Origin of the sequence: Alkalilimnicola sp. S0819 (assembly GCF_009295635.1) — a bacterium.
Classification (GTDB): domain Bacteria; phylum Pseudomonadota; class Gammaproteobacteria; order Nitrococcales; family WHIW01; genus S0819.
Window position 1 is genome coordinate 65,564 of record NZ_WHIW01000013.1, and the last position, 16,489, is coordinate 82,052.

General features: G+C 66.3%; 14 protein-coding genes. 8 read left to right on the top strand and 6 right to left on the bottom strand.

What is annotated here, in order from left to right:
- Positions 1–19: 19 nt before the first annotated feature.
- The 5 genes from GBG68_RS11360 (at position 20) to GBG68_RS11380 (ending at position 3,782) form a co-directional block, all read left to right on the top strand.
- Entirely contained in the window at positions 20–1,009 is a 990-nt protein-coding gene (locus GBG68_RS11360; protein WP_152147417.1) for a DNA-directed RNA polymerase subunit alpha, read from the top strand.
- Positions 1,010–1,041: 32 nt separating this feature from the next.
- On the top strand, positions 1,042–1,449 hold the full coding sequence (gene rplQ, locus GBG68_RS11365) for a 50S ribosomal protein L17 (protein ID WP_152147392.1): 408 nt from the start codon (positions 1,042–1,044) through the stop codon (positions 1,447–1,449).
- A 110-nt stretch (positions 1,450–1,559) separates the two neighbouring features.
- A complete protein-coding gene (locus GBG68_RS11370) occupies positions 1,560–1,820 on the top strand; it encodes a DUF6489 family protein (protein ID WP_152147394.1) in 261 nt (86 codons plus the stop codon).
- Between the two features lie 96 nt (positions 1,821–1,916).
- Positions 1,917–2,897, top strand: coding sequence for a malate dehydrogenase (locus GBG68_RS11375; RefSeq protein ID WP_152147396.1), 981 nt, complete (start codon positions 1,917–1,919; stop codon positions 2,895–2,897).
- A gap of 150 nt (positions 2,898–3,047) precedes the next feature.
- Positions 3,048–3,782, top strand: a complete 735-nt coding sequence (locus tag GBG68_RS11380; protein WP_152147398.1) for a phosphoadenylyl-sulfate reductase — start codon at positions 3,048–3,050, stop codon at positions 3,780–3,782.
- Between the two features lie 73 nt (positions 3,783–3,855).
- Here GBG68_RS11380 and uvrA read toward each other — a convergent pair whose 3' ends face one another.
- Entirely contained in the window at positions 3,856–6,684 is a 2,829-nt protein-coding gene (gene uvrA, locus GBG68_RS11385) for an excinuclease ABC subunit UvrA (protein WP_152147400.1), read from the bottom strand.
- A gap of 96 nt (positions 6,685–6,780) precedes the next feature.
- Between uvrA and GBG68_RS11390 the strand changes: the two genes are divergently transcribed.
- The 3 genes from GBG68_RS11390 (at position 6,781) to GBG68_RS11400 (ending at position 10,452) form a co-directional block, all read left to right on the top strand.
- Positions 6,781–7,980, top strand: a complete 1,200-nt coding sequence (locus GBG68_RS11390) for an MFS transporter (RefSeq protein ID WP_226801777.1) — start codon at positions 6,781–6,783, stop codon at positions 7,978–7,980.
- Positions 7,981–8,154: 174 nt separating this feature from the next.
- Positions 8,155–9,432 (top strand): Vi polysaccharide biosynthesis UDP-N-acetylglucosamine C-6 dehydrogenase TviB, encoded by a 1,278-nt coding sequence (gene tviB / locus GBG68_RS11395; protein WP_152147402.1) that lies wholly within the window; start codon positions 8,155–8,157, stop codon positions 9,430–9,432.
- Positions 9,433–9,444: 12 nt separating this feature from the next.
- Positions 9,445–10,452, top strand: a complete 1,008-nt coding sequence (locus tag GBG68_RS11400) for an NAD-dependent epimerase (RefSeq protein ID WP_152147404.1) — start codon at positions 9,445–9,447, stop codon at positions 10,450–10,452.
- A gap of 67 nt (positions 10,453–10,519) precedes the next feature.
- Here GBG68_RS11400 and GBG68_RS11405 read toward each other — a convergent pair whose 3' ends face one another.
- The 5 genes from GBG68_RS11405 to GBG68_RS11425 are packed head-to-tail and all read right to left on the bottom strand — an operon-like array spanning position 10,520 to position 16,349.
- Positions 10,520–10,990: a universal stress protein gene (locus tag GBG68_RS11405; protein ID WP_152147406.1), complete on the bottom strand. Its 471-nt coding sequence runs from the start codon at positions 10,988–10,990 to the stop codon at positions 10,520–10,522.
- A gap of 4 nt (positions 10,991–10,994) precedes the next feature.
- Positions 10,995–11,774 (bottom strand): 16S rRNA (adenine(1518)-N(6)/adenine(1519)-N(6))-dimethyltransferase RsmA, encoded by a 780-nt coding sequence (gene rsmA, locus GBG68_RS11410; protein WP_152147408.1) that lies wholly within the window; start codon positions 11,772–11,774, stop codon positions 10,995–10,997.
- 33 nt (positions 11,775–11,807) lie between these two features.
- Positions 11,808–12,812 (bottom strand): 4-hydroxythreonine-4-phosphate dehydrogenase PdxA, encoded by a 1,005-nt coding sequence (pdxA, locus tag GBG68_RS11415; RefSeq protein ID WP_152147410.1) that lies wholly within the window; start codon positions 12,810–12,812, stop codon positions 11,808–11,810.
- The gene (locus GBG68_RS11420; RefSeq protein WP_226801778.1) at positions 12,809–14,092 is read right to left on the bottom strand and encodes a peptidylprolyl isomerase; all 1,284 of its coding nucleotides are present in this window, start codon (positions 14,090–14,092) and stop codon (positions 12,809–12,811) included. Before GBG68_RS11420 ends, pdxA begins: the two co-directional genes overlap by 4 nt.
- A gap of 13 nt (positions 14,093–14,105) precedes the next feature.
- Positions 14,106–16,349, bottom strand: coding sequence for an LPS-assembly protein LptD (locus GBG68_RS11425; RefSeq protein WP_152147412.1), 2,244 nt, complete (start codon positions 16,347–16,349; stop codon positions 14,106–14,108).
- Positions 16,350–16,489: the final 140 nt, after the last annotated feature.

The following is a 16,489-nucleotide window of genomic DNA, read 5'->3' on the forward strand; positions in this document are numbered from 1 at the left end:
ACCGAGAGGGGACATGCCCATGACGGGTCAGTTCAAGGATTTCCTCAAACCGCGAGTGGTCGACGTACAGGCGATCAACGAGCGTCATGCCAAGATTGCGCTGGAGCCGCTGGAACGTGGTTTCGGCCATACGCTGGGTAATGCCCTGCGGCGCGTGCTTCTGTCTTCCATGCCCGGCTGCGCGGTGGTGGAAGTGGAGATCGAGGGCGTGCTCCATGAGTACACCGCGATCGAGGGTGTGCAGGAAGACGTGGTCGATATCCTTCTCAACCTGAAGGACTTGGCCGTGCGTCTGCATGCCAGTGAAGAGGCCATGCTGAAGCTCTCCAAGAGCGGGCCGGGCGTGGTTACCGCCGCCGACATCGAAGTGGGGCACGATGTGGAGATCATGAACCCGGATCTGGTGATTGCTCACCTGACCAAGTCCGGCGGATTGACCATGAACATCAAGGTCGCGCGTGGTCGCGGTTACGAGCCGGCCACCGCCCGCACCACTGAGGAAGACCGCCCCATCGGTCGCCTGCAGGTGGATGCGAGCTACAGTCCGGTGCGGCGCGTGGCCTACGATGTGGAGAGTGCGCGTGTCGAGCAGCGCACCGACCTGGACAAGCTGGTCATGGATATTGAGACCAACGGCGTGCTGGAGCCGGAAGAAGCCATTCGCTTCGCCGCCTCTGTGCTGCGCGATCAGTTGTCCGTGTTCGTGGACCTGGAAGGCGGCGAGGCCATCGGTGAGCCGGAGCGCAAGGAGCCTGAAGTCGATCCGGTGCTGCTGCGGCCCATCGATGATCTGGAGCTGACGGTGCGTTCGGCGAACTGCCTGAAGGCGGAGAGCATTCACTACGTTGGTGATTTGGTGCAGCGGACGGAAGTCGAGCTGCTCAAGACGCCGAATCTGGGTAAGAAGTCGCTGAACGAGATCAAGGAGGTTCTGGCCTCCCACGGTCTGTCCCTGGGCATGCGGCTCGAGAACTGGCCGCCGGCAAGTCTGGAACAGGCCGCCGGCTGAGCGGCGTCTCATCAAAGGGAAGGAATTAAGCAATGCGACATCGCAAATCCGGTCGTAAGCTGAATCGCAACAGCAGTCACCGCAAGGCCATGTTCCGCAACATGGCGGCGTCCCTGTTCGACCACGAAGCCATTCAGACCACCTTGCCCAAGGCGAAGGAGCTGCGTCGTGTGGCGGAGCCGCTGATCACGCTGTCCAAGAAGGACAGCGTTGCCAATCGGCGTCTGGCCTTCGCGCGTCTGCGTGACAAGGACGTGGTCAAGAAATTGTTCGAGGAACTGGGCCCGCGCTACGCGGAGCGTCCCGGTGGCTATCTGCGGATTCTGAAGGCCGGCTTCCGTGCCGGGGATAATGCCCCCATGGCCTTCGTGGAGCTGATGGATCGGCCGCAGGCCGAAGAAGCGCCGGCGGAATCCACCGAGGCGCAGAGCGAAGCGTAAGCCTTCGCTTGACGCCGCCGATATGAAGAAGCCGGGCCCAGCCCGGCTTTTTTTGTATGGGCGAGGGCAATCGTGCTACCAGTGTGCTTTTCGCTACGGGAGTGCAGGGGATGAAAATCCGTGTCGATGTAGATGCCACGCCGGAGGAGCTGCGGAGCTTTTTCGGTTTGCCCGATGTGGGCCCCTTGCAGGACGAGATCCTGGCCAAGGTGCGGGAGAAGATGTTAGCCGGCGCCGAAGGTTACGATCCGCTGACGCTGATGAAGCCCTTCCTGCCCGAAGGGATGCAGAGTTTCGAGGGCATGCAGCGTATGTTCTGGGAGGCCATGCGTCAGGGCATGGAGATGAATAGCCGTGGGGGCAAGACGTAGCGGCTGTATAAGATCTGCTACAATGCACGCCGTTTTCCGCCGTTGCCGCTTCGGCAGCGGGTTCTTCAAGCGACCGAATGATTTAGGAGATCGTCCATGAAAGCACCTGTGCGAGTAGCGGTTACCGGCGCGGCGGGTCAGATCGGCTACAGCCTTCTGTTTCGCATCGCCGCCGGCGATATGCTGGGCAAGGACCAGCCGGTGATCCTGCAACTGCTGGAAATCACCCCGGCTCTGGAAGCCCTCAACGGCGTGGTCATGGAACTGGAAGATTGCGCCTTTCCGCTGCTCGCCGGTATTACGACCTCCGACAAGGCGGAAGAGGCGTTCAAGGACGCCGATTACGCGCTGCTGGTGGGCGCCCGTCCCCGCGGCCCGGGGATGGAGCGCAAGGATCTGCTGGAGGCCAACGCTGCGATCTTCTCCGCCCAGGGCAAGGCCCTGAACGATGCGGCCAGCCGCGACGTGCGAGTACTGGTGGTGGGCAACCCGGCCAACACCAACGCCCTGATCGCCCAGCGCAACGCGCCCGATCTGCCGGCCGGCAACTTCACCGCCATGACCCGCCTGGACCACAACCGGGCGCTGGCGCAGCTGGCCAACAAGACCGGCGCGCACACCACCGACATTCAGCGCATGACCATCTGGGGCAACCATTCCGCCACCCAGTATCCGGATATCTTCCACGCCACCGTCAAGGGTCAGGCCGCCAAGGACATGGTGGACGAGCAGTGGCTGGCGGAGCAGTTCATCCCCACCGTGCAGCAGCGCGGCGCGGCCATCATCAAGGCCCGTGGGCAGTCCTCCGCGGCCTCCGCCGCCAGCTCCGCCATCGATCATATGCGCACCTGGGCCCTGGGCACCGCCGAAGGTGACTGGACCAGCATGGGCATTCCCTCCGATGGCAGCTACGGCATTGCGGAAGGGCTGATCTACTCCTTCCCGGTCACCTGCAAGGACGGTCAGTACGAGATCGTACAAGGGCTGGAGATCAACGAGTTCAGCCGCGAGCGCATGATTGCCACCGAGACCGAGCTCAGTGAAGAGCGGGATGCCGTCAAGCACCTGCTGCCCTGATCGGGGCCACGGTTAGAAGGAGGGCGCCCTGGGGGCGCCCTTTTTTGTGTCTGCTGGTTTTATCCTGGTTATAAAAAAAGAGCGTTTTATTATTTTCTGTTTGGCGGCAGGCCCCTTAACCTCCTATCCACGATATGGAAGGAGAGCGCGATGATTCGGGCCGCATTGAGCGAGGCCAGCACTGCCGGCAGGCCGCACGAAGGTGATCTGGTCGCAACGAATCAGCGCCTGGAGCGGATGACGGCGCAGCAGCGTCTGGCTTGGGCGATGGAGGCTTATCCTGACACGCTGGTGGTGTCCTCCAGCTTTGGGGCGCAATCGGCGGTCTGCCTGCACCTGGCGGTGACTCTGCGACCGGATATCCCGATCGTGCTGGTGGACACCGGCTACCTGTTCCCCGAGACCTACCGGTTCGTGGACGAGCTCACTACCCGTCTGGATCTCAACCTCAAGGTCTATCGTGCCGCCCTCAGCCCCGCCTGGCAGGAGGCACGCTACGGGCGCTTGTGGGAACAGGGCCTGGAGGGCATCGAGCGCTACAATCGGATGAACAAGGTCGAGCCCATGCAGCGTGCCTTGAGCGAGCTGGGTGCCGAGGCCTGGGTTGCCGGGCTACGCCGCACCCAGGGGGCCAGCCGCGAGGCTCTGCGGGTGGCCGGCTTGCAGGGCGGGCGGCTGAAATTGCACCCGATCATCGACTGGACCGATCGGGACGTCTTCGAGTACCTCAGTGCCCATGATCTGCCCTACCATCCGCTGTGGCACAAGGGTTATGTCTCCATCGGCGACTGGCACACCACCCGTCCCCTGCACGAGGTGGAGAGCGCGGAGGAAACCCGCTTCTTTGGCTTGAAGCGGGAGTGCGGGCTGCACGAGGCGCTTTGAGCGCTACCTTCCGGGTTGGAAGCGGCCTTGGCCGCGAATGCCTCACCGGCTTGCCGCCACGCCCCCGCTTCTCCTACACCGAGGGCGCCAGCAAGGGCTGGAGGAAGCGGCCGGTGTGGGAGCCTTCCACCTCGGCCACCTGTTCGGGCGTACCCGCGGCCACCAGTTGTCCGCCGCCGTCGCCGCCTTCCGGCCCGATGTCGATCAGCCAGTCCGCGGTCTTTATCACGTCCAGGTTGTGCTCGATGATCACTACCGTATTGCCGTGATCCCGTAGCCGCCGGAGCACCACCAGTAACTGGTCGATGTCGTGGAAGTGCAGCCCGGTGGTGGGTTCGTCCAGGATGTAGAGGGTACGCCCGGTATCGCGCTTGGAAAGTTCCCGAGCAAGCTTCACCCGTTGGGCTTCGCCACCGGAGAGTGTGGTGGCGTTCTGGCCGAGCTTGATGTAGCTCAGACCCACTTCCATCAGCATGTCCAGCTTGCGCTTGAGTACCGGTACCGGGGCGAAGAAGCCCGTCGCCTCTTCCACGGTCATCTCCAGCATGTCGTTGATGTTGCGCCCCTTGTAGCGGATCTCCAGGGTCTCCCGGTTGTAACGCCGCCCCTTGCAGACATCGCAGGGCACGTACATATCGGGCAGGAAGTGCATCTCCACGCGGATCACACCATCGCCCTGGCAGGCCTCGCAGCGCCCGCCCTTGACGTTGAAGCTGAAGCGCCCCGGGTTGTATCCCCGCGCTCGAGCCTCGGGCGTGCCGGCGAACAGCTCGCGGATGGGGGTGAACAGGCCGGTATAGGTGGCTGGGTTCGAGCGGGGCGTGCGACCGATGGGGCTTTGGTCGATGTCCACCACCTTGTCGAGCCACTCCAGGCCGGTGATGTCCTCGCAGGGGGCGGGGGCGGTGTTGGCACCGTTCAGCTCGCGGGCGGCGCGGGCGTAGAGGGTGTCGTTGATCAGGGTGGACTTGCCGGAGCCGGACACTCCGGTGATGCAGCTCATCAGCCCCAGCGGGATGTCCACATCCAGGCGCTGCAGGTTGTTGCCTCGGGCACCGCGGATGCGCAACATGCGCTCGGGCTCCGGCGGGTGTCGCCGGGCGGGCAGGGCGATGGCGCGGCGGCCGCTGAGAAACTGGCCGGTGACGGAGCGCTCGGCGGCGGCGATATCCGCCGGGGGCCCCTGGGCGATGACCTCGCCGCCGTGGGTGCCGGCCCCGGGGCCCATGTCCACCACGTGGTCGGCGGCGCGGATCGCGTCTTCATCGTGTTCCACCACGATCACCGTGTTGCCCATGTCGCGAAGGCGCAGCAGGGTGTTGAGCAGTCGTTCGTTATCCCGCTGATGCAGGCCGATGCTGGGTTCGTCCAGCACATACATCACCCCCACCAGGCCGGCGCCGATCTGGCTGGCAAGCCGTATGCGCTGGGCCTCGCCGCCGGAGAGGGTGTCGGCGCTGCGGTTCAGGGTCAGATAGCGCAGGCCCACATTGGCGAGAAAACCGAGGCGGGCGTCGATCTCCTTGACGATCTTCTCGGCAATGCGCCCCTTGGCGCCGGGCAGCTCCAGCGCCTGGAAGAAACCGAGCGCGGTGCCTATGGGCATCTCGGTGATGCGCGCCAGAGTGTGCCCGGCGACGAACACGTGACGAGCGGCCTGGTTGAGGCGGCTGCCGCCGCATTCGCTGCAGGCCGCAGTGCTCAGATAGCGGGCCAGCTCCTCGCGGACGATGTTGGAGTCGGTCTCGCGGTAGCGCCGCTCCATATTCGGCAGGATGCCCTCGAAGCTGTGTTCGCGGACCTGTTCGCGACCGCTGCCGCTGGTGTAGCGAAAGGCGATGGGCTCCTCGCCGCTGCCGCGCAGCAGAACGTCGCGGATCCGCTCCGGAAGGTCCTGCCAGGGGGTCTCCGGGTCGAAGCCGTAGTGCTCGGCCAGGCTTTGGATCAGGCGCGCGTAGTAGGCGTTGCGTCGATCCCAGCCGCGCACCGCGCCACCGGCCAGGGAAAGATGGGGGTTCGCCACCACCCGTTCGGCATCGAAGAACTGGCGCTGGCCCAGGCCATCGCAGGCCGGGCAGGCGCCCTTGGGATTGTTGAAGGAGAACAGGCGCGGTTCCAGTTCGTCGATGGAATAACCGCAGGCGGGGCAGGCGTAACGGGCGGAGAAGAGTATCTCTGGCTGATCGTCGTCCAGCCAGGCGATGCGGGCAATGCCCTGGGACAGCGCCAGCGCCGTTTCCAGCGAATCGGCCAGGCGCGTGACCAGGTCCGGGCGGACCTTGAAGCGATCCACCACCGCCTCGATGCGGTGCTTGCGCTTAGGGTCCAGTGCCGGCGGTCGGTCCAGCTCCACCACTTCGCCGTCGATGCGGGCGCGCACGAAGCCCTGGCCGCGCAGCTCCTCCAGCACCTGCAGGTGCTCGCCCTTGCGCTCGTCCACCAGCGGGCTCAGCAGCATCAGCTTGCTGCCCTCGGGCAGCGCCAGGATCTGGTCCACCATCTGGCTGACGGTTTGCGCGTTCAGCGTCAGATCGTGTTCCGGGCAGCGGGGCGTGCCGGCCCGGGCGAACAGCAGCCGCAGGTAGTCGTGGATCTCGGTGACCGTGCCCACGGTGGAGCGCGGGTTGTGGGAGGTGGACTTCTGCTCGATGGAGATTGCCGGTGACAGCCCCTCGATGTGATCCAGATCCGGCTTTTCCATCATCGACAGGAACTGGCGGGCGTAGGCCGACAGGGATTCCACGTAACGACGCTGGCCTTCGGCGTAGATGGTGTCGAAGGCGAGTGAGGATTTGCCCGAGCCGGACAGGCCGGTGATCACGATCAAACGGTCCCGGGGCAATTCCAGATCGATGTTCTTCAGATTGTGGGTGCGGGCACCCTGGATTCTGATGGCGTCCATTCGTTTCCTGTGCTTTCGGCCAACCTGATACTATACGCGCGCAGCCTGTCGCCGGCATACCGTTGCCGCGCCGTTCTTCTCTTGCAGAGGCCCAGCTTGAGTTCGACCGCTTCATCCCAATCGCGCGCCATGATGCCCGCCGAGCGCCGCGCCACCTTCGGCCTGGCGTCGATATTCGGGCTGCGCATGTTCGGCCTGTTTTTGATCCTGCCGGTGTTCAGCCTGCACGGCGGCGAGCTGCAGGGGGCGACCCCCATGCTCATCGGTCTGGCACTGGGGGCCTATGGCCTGACCCAGGCACTGTTGCAGATTCCCATGGGCTGGGCCTCCGACCACTGGGGACGACGGCCGGTGATCATCACCGGCCTGCTGGTATTCGCCCTGGGTAGTGTGCTGGCGGCGCTTTCCGAGAGTATCTACGGCGTGATCGCCGGGCGCGCCCTGCAGGGCGGGGGCGCCATTGCCGCGGCGGTCATGGCGCTGGCCTCGGACCTGACCCGGGACTCCCAGCGCACCAAGGCCATGGCGGTGATCGGCATGAGCGTGGGCGGTGCCTTTCTCGCCGCGCTGGTGGTCGGGCCGCTGATGGCGGCCTCCCTCGGGCTGGCGGGGCTTTTCTGGTTGACCGCGCTGCTGGCCCTGGCCGCGCTGCTGGTGTTGTGGCTGGGCGTGCCCGAGGGCGAAGCGCGGCCGGCCGTGCGCACAGGCCCAGGCCCGCGCTTTCGGGAAATGCTGCGGGATCGGAACCTGTGGCGGCTGGATCTGGGCATCTTCGTGCTGCATCTGATCCTCACCGCCGGCTTCGTGGCCCTGCCCCTGCTGCTGCGGGACAGGCTGGGGCTGCCCGGTGAGGCGCACTGGCGCGTTTACGTGCCGGTGCTGTTGCTCTCCGTGGTGGCTCTGGTGCCGGCCATCGGATTCGGTGAGCGCCGGGGGCGTATGCACCAGTTGGTGCCCGGCACGGTCTTGGCGCTGTTGATGGCCTTGCTGCTGCTGGCACTGGCGCCGGGCGCGGCCTGGCTGTGGTTCGCCCTGTGGCTGTATTTCTCCGCCTTCAATATCCTCGAAGCCTCGCTGCCCTCGCTGATCTCGCGTTTCGTGGACCCCAGCGCCAGGGGCCGCGCGCTGGGGGTGTATTCCACGGCGCAGTTCGCGGGGGCCTTTGTCGGCGGGCTTGCCGGGGGGCTGTTGTATGGCCTGGGGGGCAGCAGCCTGCTGTTCCTCGGTTTGGCGGCGCTGTGTGTGCCGTGGCTGCTGGCGACGCTGGGGATGGGGCGGGTGCCCGGCCGCGGCTGAGTCGCCGTGGTTCTTGAACAGCCCGCGTCCTGCCCGCATTGACAGGCGCAAGGTTTGCGCGGCGGGGCATGCATGCTGGCCGAAGAGCGGGCCATACGGGCTGCCCATGAACACAGGCAATAATGGAATCGCAGCCCGGGCATCCGAAACCGGGTGGGGGACAAGGAGCCAAACATGCTGAAGCTGGACGAGGCCCGCGTCGCGGTCGTGGGCCTGGGTTATGTCGGCCTGCCGCTGGCCGTGGAGCTGGCCCGGGCGTTCCCGGTCATCGGTTTCGATGTGAAGGCGGCGCGCATCGCCGAACTGCGCGAGGGGCGGGACGGCACCCGCGAGGTCAGCCCCGAGGAGCTGCGCCAGGCCGAGGGCTTGCACTACACCGACCAACCCGAGGACCTTGCCGACTGCAATGTCTACATCGTCACCGTGCCCACGCCGATCGATCGCTACAAGCAGCCGGATCTGGAACCCCTGCGGCGCGCCAGCGAAACCGTGGGGCGGTTGCTCAATCCGGGTGACGTGGTGATCTACGAGTCCACCGTCTATCCCGGCGCCACCGAGGAAGTCTGCGTGCCGATCCTGGAACGGGAATCGGGGCTGCGCTACCTGAAGGATATCCACGTCGGCTACAGCCCGGAGCGCATCAATCCCGGCGACCGGGAGCATCGGATCAGCACCATCCGCAAGGTCACCTCCGGCTCCTCCCCCGAGGCGGCGGAATTCGTGGATGCGTTCTACAGCCGGGTGATCCGCGCCGGTACCCATCTGGCTCCCAGCATCGCCGTGGCGGAGGCCGCCAAGGTCATCGAGAACACCCAGCGGGACGTAAACATCGCCCTGGTCAACGAACTGGCGCTGCTCTTCAATCGCCTGGGCATAGACACCCAGGCGGTGCTGGAGGCGGCGGGCAGCAAGTGGAACTTCCTGCCCTTTCGCCCGGGGCTGGTCGGAGGGCACTGCATCGGGGTCGACCCCTATTACCTTACCCGCAAGGCGCAGGAGATCGGCCATCACCCGGAGATGATCCTCGCCGGGCGGCGCATCAACGACCACATGGGTTTCTACGTCGCCGCGCAGGTGGCGCGTCTCATGACCCAGAAGCGTATCCACGTGGTGGGTTCGCGCATCCTGGTGCTGGGGCTGGCCTTCAAGGAGAACTGTCCCGATCTGCGCAACACCCGGGTGGTGGATGTGGTGCGGGAATTCGAGGCCTATCACGCCCAGGTGGACGTTTACGACCCCAATGTGGACCCGGACGAGGCCCGCGCCGAATACGACATCAGCCCGGTGAGCGAGCTTTGCGCGGGCAAGTATGACGCGGTGGTCATCGCCGTGGCGCATGAGCAGTTCCACGCCATGGGCGCCGAGCGCATACGTGCGCTGCTCAAGCCCACCGGGGTGATCTACGACATCAAGTACCTGCTGACGGCCGAGCAGGTGGACGGGCGACTCTAGGAGGCAAGGATCTTGAAGGTACTGGTAACCGGCGCGGCCGGCTTCATCGGCTCCCACCTGGCGCACTACCTGCTCGATCGGGGCGACGAGGTGGTGGGTCTGGACAATCTCAACGATTACTACGATGTCAGCCTCAAGGAGGCGCGCCTGGCGCGGCTCATGCCGCGGCAGGGTTTCAGCTTCGCGCGCCTGGATCTGGCGGACCGGGAGGGGGTGGCCGAACTGTTCCGGGCCGAGGGCTTTCAGCGGGTGGTGAACCTGGCCGCCCAGGCCGGCGTGCGCTATTCCCTGGAGAATCCGCACTCCTATGTGGACAGCAACGTCACCGGCTTTCTGAACATTCTCGAAGGCTGCCGCCATGAGGGGGTGGAGCACCTGGTGTACGCCTCCACCAGCTCCGTCTACGGCGCGCATACCGCCATGCCCTTCTCGGTGCACGAGCACGTGGACCACCCGTTGGCGATCTACGCGGCCACCAAGAAAGCCAACGAGTTGATGGCCCACTCCTATTCCCATCTTTATGGGCTGCCCACCACCGGGCTGCGCTTTTTCACCGTCTACGGTCCTTGGGGCCGGCCGGATATGGCGCTGTTCCTGTTCACCCGCAAGATCCTCGCCGGCGAGCCTATCGAGGTGTTCAACTACGGCAATCACCGTCGGGATTTCACCTTCGTCGAGGATATCGTCGAAGGGGTGGTACGCGTCCTGGACCGTCCGGCCGAGCCCAACCCCGACTGGGATCCGGCGCTGCCGGATTGCGCCAGCAGCAACGCGCCGTACCGGGTCTACAACATCGGGAACAGCCAGCCGGTGGAATTGATGCGCTACATCGAGGTGCTGGAGGAGTGCCTGGGGCGCAAGGCGGAGAAGAAGCTGCTGCCGTTGCAGGCGGGGGATGTGCCCGACACCTACGCCGATACCTCGGATCTGGAGCGCGACGTGGGGTATCGGCCGGATACGCCGGTGGAAGAGGGCGTGCGCCGTTTCGTGGCGTGGTATCGGGAGTATTACGGCGTCTGAGAACGTGCATTGTGCGGGGTGGCGGAACGTCCCCCCCGCGCGCCTGCCGGTGGCAGGCCGGGCCGGCTTACTCGCCCTCGGTGATGTTCTCGCCTTCCGTCGTGGGCCGATCCAGGTACACGGCCATCACATCGCAGCGCGCCCCGTGCAGCACAGCATTGGCGGTGGAACCCAGCAGCAGCGCCAGGCCGTGGCGGCTGTGGCTGCCTACCACGATCAGGTCCACGGCGTTTTCCTCGGCGAAATGCAGGATCTCGTGCTTGGTATGGCCCAGCAGTACATGGCGCTGGGCGTCTTGCAGTTGCATGTCCCGGGCCAGTTCCGTGAGCCGCGCCTCGGCGGCCTCGCGCATCTCCTCCTCGGCATCCACGCCCGGGGTGTAGAGCAGTTCACCACCGGGCTCCAGCGGCAGGTGCTCCACCACGTGCACCAGGCTGAGTCTGGCCTGATAACGCTGGGCCAAGTCCCGGGCGCGTGCCGCGACGGCGCGGCTGCGCGGGTCGAAGTCCAGCGCGACCAGCAGGTGACGATAGTCCATCGGCTCATTCCCCCTTGGCGGCATTGGCCAGACGCACATAGTCGGCGACCGACAGCGTTTCGGCTCTACTATGCGGTGCCAGTCCGGCGGCTTCAATGGTCTCGGCGCTCACCAGGCTCTTCAGGCAGTTGCGCAGGGTCTTGCGGCGCTGACCGAAGGCCTGACTGACGATGCGGGCGAACAGGTCCTCGTCCGCCGCCCGCAGGGGCGGTTCCCGGTAGGGGTGCAGTCGCACCACGGTGGAGACCACCTTGGGGGCCGGGCGAAAGGCGCCCGGGGGAATGTCGAACAGCGGCTCCACCCGGCAGCGGTACTGCACCATCACCGAGAGCCGACCGTAGGTGCCGTCGCCGGGCGGCGCGGCCATGCGGTCCACCACTTCCTTTTGCAGCATGAAGTGCATGTCGGCTATGGCGCTGGCCTGGTCGAGCAGGTGGAAGATCAGCGGGGTGGAGATGTTGTAGGGCAGGTTGCCCACCAGCCGCAGGGGGCGCTCATCGCGGCGCAGGGCGGTGAAGTCGAAGCGCAGGGCGTCGGCCTCGTGGATGCGCAGGCCGGGCTTGTCGAGCCGGCGCAGCGCGGCCACCAAATCCCGGTCCAGCTCCACCACGTCCAGTTCGCCGGCGGCTTCCAGCAAGGCCCAGGTCAAGGCCCCCTGGCCCGGGCCTATCTCCACCAGCGGCTCGCCCGGGGCGGGCGCGATGGCGCGGATGATGTTGTCGATCACCCGCGGGTCGTGGAGGAAATTCTGGCCGAAGCGTTTACGGGGTTGGTGTGAGGCCATGTCGGCTTCCTGTAGGTGCTGCGCGATGCGGTGTCAGTCGTGGCGTGCCAGGCTGAGTTCGATGGCCAGGTCCAGTGCCGCCCGCAGGCTCCCCGGCTCGGCGCGGCCGCTGCCGGCCAGGTCCAGGGCGGTGCCGTGATCCACCGAGGTGCGGATGATGGGCAGCCCCAGGGTGATGTTGACCGCCTCGCCAAAACCCACGTGCTTGAGCACCGGCAGGCCCTGATCGTGATACATGGCGAGCACCGCATCGGCGTCTCGCAGATGGCGGGGGGTGAACAGCGTGTCCGCGGGCAGGGGGCCGAGGAAGTCCATGCCCTCGGCGCGCAGGCGTGTCAGCACCGGTTCGATGACCGTGATTTCCTCGCTCCCCAGGTGGCCACCCTCGCCGGCATGGGGATTGAGCCCGCAGACCAGGATACGCGGTGCATCCAGGGCGAATTTCTCGCGCAGATCCCGGTACAGGATGCGCGCGACCTGCTCCAGGCGCGTCGGGGTCAGCGCGGCGCTGACGTCCTTCAGCGGCAAATGCGTGGTGGCGAGCGCCACCCGCAGGCTGCCCGCGGCCAGCATCATCACCGGCAGGGGGGCGCCGGTCTGCTCGGCGAAGTATTCCGTGTGGCCGGTGAAGGGAATGCCCGCATCGTTGATGACGCCCTTGTGCACGGGGGCGGTGACGATGGCCTGAAACATCCCGCGCAGGGCGCCGTCGGCAGCCAGCCGCAGGCTCTCCAGCACGTAGGGTGCGTTGGCGGTGTCGAGTGTGCCGGCCTTGCAGGGTCGGGCGAGTGGCACCGGGATCACCCCCAGTTCGCCGGCCTCGCAGGGGCGCGGCGGCTCTCCGGGCCTGATCTCGCGCAGTCGGATATTCAGCCCCAGGGCGGCGGCGCGCTGGCGTAACAGCTGCGGGTCGGCTATTACTGCCAGTTCGGCCGCCAGTTCAGCGCCGCGCGCCTGTTGGGCGATCTGCACGCACAGCTCCGGCCCGACGCCGGCCGGTTCGCCGGCGGTCAGGGCGATACGCGGAATGCGGCTCACTCGCCCCCCAGACGGATATCCACGTAGGCCTCGTCGCGAATGCGCCGCAACCAGGCTTCCAGGGCTTCCTCGGCCTTGCGTTCGCGCAGTTCGGCAGTGGCCTGGGCGCGGCGCATTTCCTGGGTCATGTCCTGTTCGCGCCGCTCCAGTACCTGTACCAGGTGCCAGCCGAACTGCGATTCGAAGGGCAGGCTGAGCTCGCCGGGCTGCAGCCGGTCCATCTGCTGCTCGAAGACCGTGACCATGGTGCCCGGGTTCACCCAGCCCAGATCGCCGCCGCGCACCCCGGAGCCGGGGTCCTCGGAGTGCTGGCGGGCCAGTTCCGCGAAATCGGCACCGTCGTCGATGCGCTGGCGCAGGGTGTTGAGCCGGGTGCGGGCGTCGCTGTCGCTCACCACTTCGTTGGTGCGGATGAGGATGTGACGGGCGCGGGTCTGGGTGACCAGCTTCCGGTCGCCGTCGCGGCTGTCCAGCAGCTGGATGATGTGCAGGCCGTTGCCGGCCTCGATGGGACCGCGGATTTCCCCCGGGCTCATGCCCTGGACCTGCTGGGCGAAGATCGTCGGCAGCCGCGCGGCGGTGCGCCAGCCCAGGTTGCCGCCCTCCAGGGCGGTGCCGCTGTCGGAGTGGGCGGCGGCTACGGCGTCCATGCTTTGCCCGGCGCGCAGCTTGGCGATGGTTTCATCGGCCTCGGCGCGGGCCGCGCGAATCTGTTCCGGCTCGGGGCGCTCGGGCAGGGCGATGAGGATGTGGCCCAGCAGGTATTCCGTGCTGTCTTCACCGCGGGCGTTGTTCAGCAGCTCCTCCACCTCCTGGGGGGTGACGTTGACGCTGGTTCGCACCCGCCGCTCCCGCAGCCGGCGGATGGTGATTTCGTCGCGCAGATCTTCGCGGAAGGCGGCGTAGTCCATGCCTTGGGCTTGCACGGCGTCGCGGAACCGGCTCAGGCTCATGCCGTTCTGGTCGGCGATGCGCTGCAGGGCGGCGTTCAAGGTGCCCTCGTCCACCCGGATGCCCATGCGTCCGGCCACGGCCAGTTGCAGGCGCTCCATGATCAGCCGGTCCAGCACCTGGCGCTCCAGTACCTGGGGGCTTGGCAGGTTCACCTTCTGCTGGCGCAGGCGCTGGCGCACCAGGGCGGTTTCGCTCTCCAGCTCCGAGGCCAGCACCACCTTGTCGTCCACCACCGCGACGATGCGGTCCAGGGTCTCGGCGACGGCCGTGCCCAAGGCCAGACTCAGGGCCAGGCCGGCCAGAAAGCGCATCACAGTTGCAGGCATGCTCGGGGTATTCCTATTCCGTGTCCGGGTAACCGTAGATGGTGTCCCGCAGATAATCGTCGATATCGTCGCCGAAGGCGCTCAGCCCGGTCAGTTCGAGCTGGATCCAGATGCTGTTGTCGAAGCGTTCGTCGTCCGCGCCCAGGGTGCCGGTGAGCACATCCGGGTTGACCTCGCGCTGGGCCAGCACCCGCAGCGCCCAGCAACAGTCGCGGTATTCCAGGCCCAGGGCCTGTTCCAGAGTAGTCTGATCCAGAATGGAATAGTTCCATCTTGCCAGCAGCCGCCAGCCCTTGAACAGCGGCCAGGCGGTGCCCGCATCCACCTGCTCGATAGTGCGATCGCCCAGAGCATTGCGGCGCTGGCGGTAGTACAGGCCGAAGATGCTGTCCCTGTCCGGGCGGTAGACCAGGCGCAGGCCGCCGGCCTCGGAAAGATCGTCGTAGGGGTCCCACTGGTATTCGGCCTGGGCGATGAAGTCCTCGTGGAACTGCAGGCGTGCCTCGGCGATGATGTCCGAGCGCTTGCGCCTGTCCTCGGCGCTGGGGGTCTGGCCAGGGCTCAGGGTAACTTCCCGGTCGTCGAAGTAGTAGATCTGGCCGATCCCCAGGCGCAGGTATTCCCGGCCCGCGGCGGTGTCGATGAAGCGGCTGGTCAGCCCCATCGCCACCTGGTTGGCATCCCCAACCCGGTCGGCGCCAGTGAAGCGGTTCTCGGAGAACATCTGGCTCAGTGTGAAGGCGGCAAGACCGGTGTCGAAATTGGGCAGATCACTCTGGTCCTTTTTCGGCACGTACAGATAGAACAGGCGCGGCTCCAGGGTCTGGAGCAGGTTCCGGCCGAACAGGGTGAAATTGCGCTCCAGGAAGATGCCGCTGTCGATGCTCACCACCGGCACGGTGCGCTGGGGGTTATCCGGTGCCGTCGGGTCTTCCACCCGGTCCAGCGTGTAGCTGGTGTGTCGCACGCTGACCGCGGGCTCCACGAACCCGGCCAGCCGCTGGATCGGCAGACTGATCCGCGGCGTCATGTCCAGCCGGGTGCCGGTGTCGCGCAGCTCATCGAACGGGTGCACGAAGTGGGTCACTTCCGTGTCCAGCGAGTAGCGCAGCAGGCCCTCGCCGGGGCGGTTCGAGTAGCTGGCGCGCAGGCGCGGCAGGCGGCGGTAGGGGTGGTGGCGGTCCGCCACCTGGTCGGTGATGGTCTGCCAGGTCTGAAACTCCGCGTTGAAGGCCCACTGGCCGGCGCGCCAGTCGGCGAGCAGGTAGCTCTCCAGCTGCGTTTCGCTGCTTACCCGCAGGTTATTGCCGAAATCATCCAGGTAATCGAAGTCGCTGACCCGGTTGACGCTGCTGCTGACGTTGACGCGCCCGAACAGGCGGTGCTTGTGCTCCCAGCCCAACGCCCAGCGGTCATCCTCGTGGAGCTTGTCCTGATGCAGGTAGCTGACATCGGCGATGCCACCGAAGCTCGGTTGCAGATAGCGGAACTCGGTGCCCATGAGCAGACCGCGCTCCTCGATGTAACGCGGGCGCAGGGTGGCGTCGTAGTTGGGGGCGATGTTCCAGTACCAGGGAATCTCGATGTCCGCGCCGTCCTCTTCGGAATAGCCGAAGCGGGGCGCGAGAAAACCGGACTTGCGGCGGCTGTCGATGGGGAAGTTGACGTAGGGCAGGTACAGAAAGGGCACGCCCATGAAGGAGAGCCGGGCGTTGTACGCCTCGCCCACGCCGGATGCCTGGTCCGTCTTCAGGGTGCTCGCCCGCAGCCACCAGTCCTCTTCGCCCGGCGGACAGTGGGTGTAGCTCACCCGCCGGTAGCGGGCCTGGTCGGCGTTCTGGATCTCCACGTGGTCCGCATCGCCGTGGGCATGGGAACCCACGAACTGATACTGGGCCTGCGCCACCTCGCCCTGGTCTTGGTCCAGGAGGAAGTAGCCTTCGCTGCCGCTGACGGCGATGGCGTAATCCTCATAGCGGAAACCGCCCTCGGCCTGGGCGCGCCCGGTGGGCTCCACATAGGTCAGGCGCTGGGCCTGCAGTTGCTGATCCCAGCGCCGCAGATGCACATCGCCGGTGAAGACGTAGGTGCCGGTTTCGCCATCGTAATCGGCCTGGTCGGCGTCCACTTCGGCGGGTTGCTGCTCCCGGTGGCGCTCGCGGGCTTCGTCCCGGGGCGCGGGCATGGGCAGGCCGCAGGCGATCGGGCGCTCGCTCCCCACCGGCCGCAGGGGCGGTGGCGCGGCGGCGGACGTCACTTCCTGCCGAACGGGCTCACGAACGGGCTCACGAACGGGCTCACGAACGGGCTCACGAACGGGCTCACGAACGGGCTCACGAACGGGCTCACGAACGGGCTCACGAACGGGCTCACGAACGGGCTCACGAACAGGCTCAC

Excerpts from the sequence above, each read along its gene's own strand:
- tviB (WP_152147402.1), top strand. The coding sequence starts at position 8,155 with ATGCTGAAGCTGGACGAGGCCCGCGTCGCGGTCGTGGGCCTGGGTTAT.
- GBG68_RS11420 (WP_226801778.1), bottom strand. The coding sequence starts at position 14,092 with ATGCCTGCAACTGTGATGCGCTTTCTGGCCGGCCTGGCCCTGAGTCTG.
- GBG68_RS11360 (WP_152147417.1), top strand. The coding sequence starts at position 20 with ATGACGGGTCAGTTCAAGGATTTCCTCAAACCGCGAGTGGTCGACGTA.
- rsmA (WP_152147408.1), bottom strand. The coding sequence starts at position 11,774 with ATGGCCTCACACCAACCCCGTAAACGCTTCGGCCAGAATTTCCTCCAC.
- rplQ (WP_152147392.1), top strand. The coding sequence starts at position 1,042 with ATGCGACATCGCAAATCCGGTCGTAAGCTGAATCGCAACAGCAGTCAC.
- uvrA (WP_152147400.1), bottom strand. The coding sequence starts at position 6,684 with ATGGACGCCATCAGAATCCAGGGTGCCCGCACCCACAATCTGAAGAAC.
- GBG68_RS11380 (WP_152147398.1), top strand. The coding sequence starts at position 3,048 with ATGATTCGGGCCGCATTGAGCGAGGCCAGCACTGCCGGCAGGCCGCAC.
- GBG68_RS11370 (WP_152147394.1), top strand. The coding sequence starts at position 1,560 with ATGAAAATCCGTGTCGATGTAGATGCCACGCCGGAGGAGCTGCGGAGC.
- GBG68_RS11405 (WP_152147406.1), bottom strand. The coding sequence starts at position 10,990 with ATGGACTATCGTCACCTGCTGGTCGCGCTGGACTTCGACCCGCGCAGC.
- GBG68_RS11375 (WP_152147396.1), top strand. The coding sequence starts at position 1,917 with ATGAAAGCACCTGTGCGAGTAGCGGTTACCGGCGCGGCGGGTCAGATC.